The 4,435-nt window shown below is 62.6% G+C and carries 3 protein-coding genes; 1 reads left to right on the forward strand and 2 read right to left on the reverse strand.

Annotated elements, in window-relative coordinates; genetic code table 11:
* Positions 1–55 precede the first annotated feature (55 nt).
* Both FNU79_RS18655 and FNU79_RS18660 read right to left on the reverse strand, forming a co-directional pair.
* On the reverse strand, positions 56–952 hold the full coding sequence (locus tag FNU79_RS18655; RefSeq protein WP_143722296.1) for an alpha/beta hydrolase family protein: 897 nt from the start codon (positions 950–952) through the stop codon (positions 56–58).
* Between the two features lie 549 nt (positions 953–1,501).
* Complete coding sequence (locus FNU79_RS18660; protein ID WP_143722297.1) at positions 1,502–3,325, reverse strand: S9 family peptidase; 1,824 nt, start codon at positions 3,323–3,325, stop codon at positions 1,502–1,504.
* Positions 3,326–3,540: 215 nt separating this feature from the next.
* Here FNU79_RS18660 and FNU79_RS18665 point away from each other — a divergent pair, with 215 nt between their 5' ends.
* On the forward strand, positions 3,541–4,134 hold the full coding sequence (locus tag FNU79_RS18665; RefSeq protein ID WP_225430198.1) for a transposase: 594 nt from the start codon (positions 3,541–3,543) through the stop codon (positions 4,132–4,134).
* Positions 4,135–4,435 lie beyond the last annotated feature (301 nt).

The raw sequence follows: 4,435 nt of genomic DNA on the forward strand, positions 1-4,435 counted from the left end.
AGGTCTGGATGATCCCGCACTGGTCAGCAGCATGGAGCATGGACGGTCCTGGGCTTCAGAAGCCTGGGGTGGCATTGGGCAAGTCAGGCCACTGGGCCTGGAGATGGGCGGCCAGATGCGAGTAGATCTGGCCGTGGTTGGTGGCGTACCGCACCGCGGGCACCCCAGGCGACCGGGGGAGCCACAGATGTTCGCCGACCACGGCAGCGTGCAGCCAACCGGTTCCAAGGGAGGGAATGGGATCACCAGCCAGCGAGTAACTTCGGATCAGGTGGATGACAGCAGCTGGATCGACCAGTCGCCCGGCGTCCTTCAGCACGTCCAGCACTCCCCAACCCAGGGCGGTGGGGCTGAAGGCCAGAACTGGCAGCTTGTTCATCAGGCCAGCGTACTGGGCCAGCCCGCCTCCGAGCGAATGCCCGGTCAGGGTCAGCGGCCCTTCGCGGCCCTCCTGCGACAGTTCGTGGTCCATCAGCAGGGTGAGCCGGTCCGCCCAGCGGTAGAGCCTGGGCACGCCTCCCACCACGTTCAGCAGCCCGGCACCCAGTTGTTGCGCCTCGGCGAGCAGGCTGTGCAGTTGACCGTCGCCGTCACTGGAGTTAAGGCCCCCCAGCACCAGGGTCACCTGGCCGTGCGCAGCCTGATGGGCCGCGAAGGCCAGCCCGCTGGGGACGTGCAAGTAGCCGTTTTTTCCAGGTTGATGCCGCACGCTGCCCAGCTGCCGCGCCACTCGTTCCAGGTCCAGAAAGTGCCCACCGTAGGCACGCAGGGCCCACTTGGGTTCTGGCATGACCCAGTCGTGCCGTTCCCAGGCCGGGTACAGGCTGAGCGCGGCGGCGCAGCGGCTCAAGACCATCCTGGCCTGGGATTCAGTCAGGGCCAGCAGGCGCTCCAAGGCCGCCTGACCGGTGGAGACTGCACAGTAAGCGGGCAGATCCGCAGTCAGGTCCATTGAGATCCAAACTGCTCCGGCGCTGTTACCGCAGCGTTACCGGCCCGAAGGAGGCCTGGGTCGACAGGCCCATCCCAATCCTACTGAGCTGCACTGGCCCCAGTGGGTGACGACGCCCTAGAACGTCCACCGCAGACCTTTCCGGTCCCTGGAGGCATGAACCAAGGTGGAGGGCCACACCCGAAAAGATGCTTCCGATCTTTGCTACCAGTAATACTCCGAAAATGGTTGTGTTGCCTTAATTCGGCTGGAATAAGCTGGTTCGCCGTGACCGACCTCAAGCCTTACCGCCACCGTCTCTTGGACACAACGGGAGAAGGAGCGCCATACGGATGCTGATCACGACGATTTGAGGAACATCTCGCCGCACTGATTCTCTACAAGGGTCTTGCACTATCAATAAGCAGCATCCAGCGAAATCCGACTTCACAAACGCGCTCCGCCTTCTTATCACGCAAGATCTGATCCCAGTCCAGCGTGGTTGTTCCGAAGATGTGCAGAGGCAGGGGAGAGTTCACGGTTCGCCTCCCCATCTCCTCAGTCAGCGTCTCACAACCGGCGGGCAAGGTAGTCGGACATCAAGCGGTAGCTGCGGGTTTTTCCGGCAATGTCGCCCGCGCCGTGGCCCTCGTCGCCGAATTCGACATACTCGAAATCCCTGCCCTCCTCGCGTCCGTTTGCCAGCAGCACGTCACGAAACCCTCTGGCCTGGTTGATAGGGCAGCGCGGATCGTTGGTGCCGTGCATCATCAGCAGGTGCGCCTTGAGATCGGCGGCGTGGGTGATGGCGCTGCGGTCGCGCCACAGCTCGGCGTTCTCCACTGGGTCGCCCATGATGGTGCGGAAGTAGTAACCCAGTTGCGGCATCACCCGGCTGTTGTCCTCGTACAGTTGCGGCAGATCGGTGATGCCCACAATCGGCACGCCCACCTTGAACAGGTCTGGGTACTTCACCACCGCCATATAGCTGAGGTAGCCGCCGTAACTCCCGCCGAAGATGCCCAGTCGTGTGCCGTCCACTTCCGGCAGAGACTTGAGGTACGCGGCCCCGGCGGCGACATCGGCCAGATCGCGCCCGCCCCAGTCCAGCAGGTTGGCGTCGCGCCAAGTCACGCCGTAGCCAGTACTGCCACGCACATTGGGGCAGAGCACCAGGTAGCCCCGGTCTGCCAGAAACTGCGCCTGTGCGTCGAACCCCCGGAAGAATTGCGCGGTGGGACCGCCGTGCGCGTGGATCAGGGCGGGGTAGGTTTTGCCTGCTTCCAGCTCACGCGGCCTGTAGAGAATGGCGGGCACCATCAGTCCGTCCGCTGTCGGATACTTAACATACTCGCCCGGCACGAAGTCGGCGGGATCAACCTCGCCGTATTCGGCGGGCAGGAGCACCTCGGAGGTATCGTCGGCGAGGTTGTACAGCAGGACTTCCAGCCGGGTCGTGGAGGTGACGAACTGAAACAGCATCCTGCCGTCCTGGGTAAATTGCGTTCCCAGCGCCAGGCCGGGCGGCAACTTCAGTTCACGCGCCTCGCCCGTCGCCGTGTCATAGAGCACCGGCGTCAAGGTGCTGTCCACGTTGCGAACAGCGCTGAGCCAGCGCCCATCCGGCGAGAAGCGTCCCATCTCTTCTTCGGTGCCTTCAGAAGTCAGCCACTGTACCTTGCCTGTCTCCACAGTCAGCAGTCCCACCCGGTGGGTTCCGTCCGCGTCACTGCTGGCGGCCACGCGTTTTCCATCCGGATGCCACTCGCCCACGCTGTCCTGACTGCCCTCCCGCACACTCAGGACACGCCGCAGGTCGGAGCCGTCCGCGTTCAGCACGTAACCATCGGTATTTCGCAAATCCTCGCTCTCATTGGTGTTGAGCGTCAGCCGCATGCCGTCCGGACTCCAGGCGGCGGCCTGGGTGGCGTTGGGAAGTGTGGTGAGTGCCGTCCAGGCCGATTCACCCTCCTTCGTCAAGTCGTAGACATGCACGTTCATCTGCCCGCCGCGCGTGCTGTTGACCAGCAACCTCTGGCCATCCGGGTGGGCGGCCACAGTATAGTCCATGCTCTGCGGCGCGTGCTGAAGGGCCTTCACTTCACCGGACGCCAGGTTTAGATCGAACATGGCCTGCCGCTCGTCACCGTTGTGATCCCGGCTGAACAGAAGGCGCGAGTCTTCCGCCGACCACACGAAGCCTGCCCGGACTGCCTTGGGAGCCTGACCGTCCGTGACCTGACGGCGCTCACGGGTGGCGAGATCGAGCGTATACAGCTCGAAACGGCCCGTCCAATCGGCGTAGAAGGCCACCTGCTCGCCGCCGTGAGAGATGTTGAGCCCCGCCACTGTGGGCAGGGCCGCCAGGGCTTCCAGAGAAATACGTTCTTTCATAGCGCCAGTCTTTCACAGTGAAAGAGGAGCCGTCTGAAGCGAACTGCACTTGATCCGGCATCCTGAAGATTCCCATTACCCGGTGGCAGGCAGAACGGTCACGTTAGTGCCAGTAGAGGGTGTATCGGGCATAACGGACTGAAGGCCACTGGAAGACTTTTAGAAGTTCGCTGCGATCATGACAGCCCGCGTGTTGCTCCCTGATAGGGTTGAGCATGACGCTGCTTCCGAAATGGTTCATTGGGGTCCTGCAAGGATTCGCCCCGCTCTTCTCGGCACGGATCTGGCCGCAGGTCCAACTCCTAGTGGTCGGGGCCATGTTGTCGCCTGGGAAGCGGACGGTGACCGCCGCTCTGGGGGTACTCGGATTGGCAGACGATCCAAGGTTCGGTACGTTTCACCGGCTGTTGAATTGGGCGCGCTGGTTCAGTCTCCAGGCCAGTCAGGTGCTGCTTAGCCTGCTCCTAATCGCCTTCGTCCCCTCCGGACCGCTGGTTCTTGGCCTGGACGACACCATCGAGCGACGAACCGGTAAAAACATCAGTGCCAGAGGCATCTACCGAGATCCGGTGCGGTCCAGCCACGGGCATTTCGTCAAAGCCAGTGGGCTCCGCTGGTTGAGCCTCATGCTGCTGACCCCCATTCCCTGGGCCAATCGTATCTGGGCGCTGGCGCTGCCGTTCCTGACGGCACTGGTGCCGTCACAACGCTACCACGAAAAGCGCGGTCATCAAGTGGCTCTCCGACCTCCAGCAGGGCCGTCCGATCACCGTCATCACCAGACTTCGGCTGGATGCCACCCTCTATGACCCAGCACCAGAACGAAGGGCTGGCCAAATGGGTCGACCCCGGTTGAAAGGTGACCGTCTCCCGATCCTGGCCTCTCTGGCCCATGATCCCAAGACGCACTGGGAGCGCGTCTCCTTAAATCGCTGGTACGGGGAGACTCATCGGGAGGTCGAGATCGTTTTGGGGTTCCCCCGATTCTGCACAGTTGTGGCTAAGCCACTAACTGTACTTTGGGGATATTCAAGGCCCACTGAATAGTGCTGTGCAGGTGAGGCATTTCAGGCAACGAGGTGGCCAGGATGGAGTCCCGGCCACCTCTGC

The sequence above is a fragment of the Deinococcus detaillensis genome (assembly GCF_007280555.1).
In the GTDB taxonomy this organism is placed as follows: Bacteria; Deinococcota; Deinococci; order Deinococcales; family Deinococcaceae; genus Deinococcus; species Deinococcus detaillensis.

Excerpts from the sequence above, each read along its gene's own strand:
- FNU79_RS18655 (WP_143722296.1), bottom strand. The coding sequence starts at position 952 with ATGGACCTGACTGCGGATCTGCCCGCTTACTGTGCAGTCTCCACCGGT.
- FNU79_RS18660 (WP_143722297.1), bottom strand. The coding sequence starts at position 3,325 with ATGAAAGAACGTATTTCTCTGGAAGCCCTGGCGGCCCTGCCCACAGTG.
- FNU79_RS18665 (WP_225430198.1), top strand. The coding sequence starts at position 3,541 with ATGACGCTGCTTCCGAAATGGTTCATTGGGGTCCTGCAAGGATTCGCC.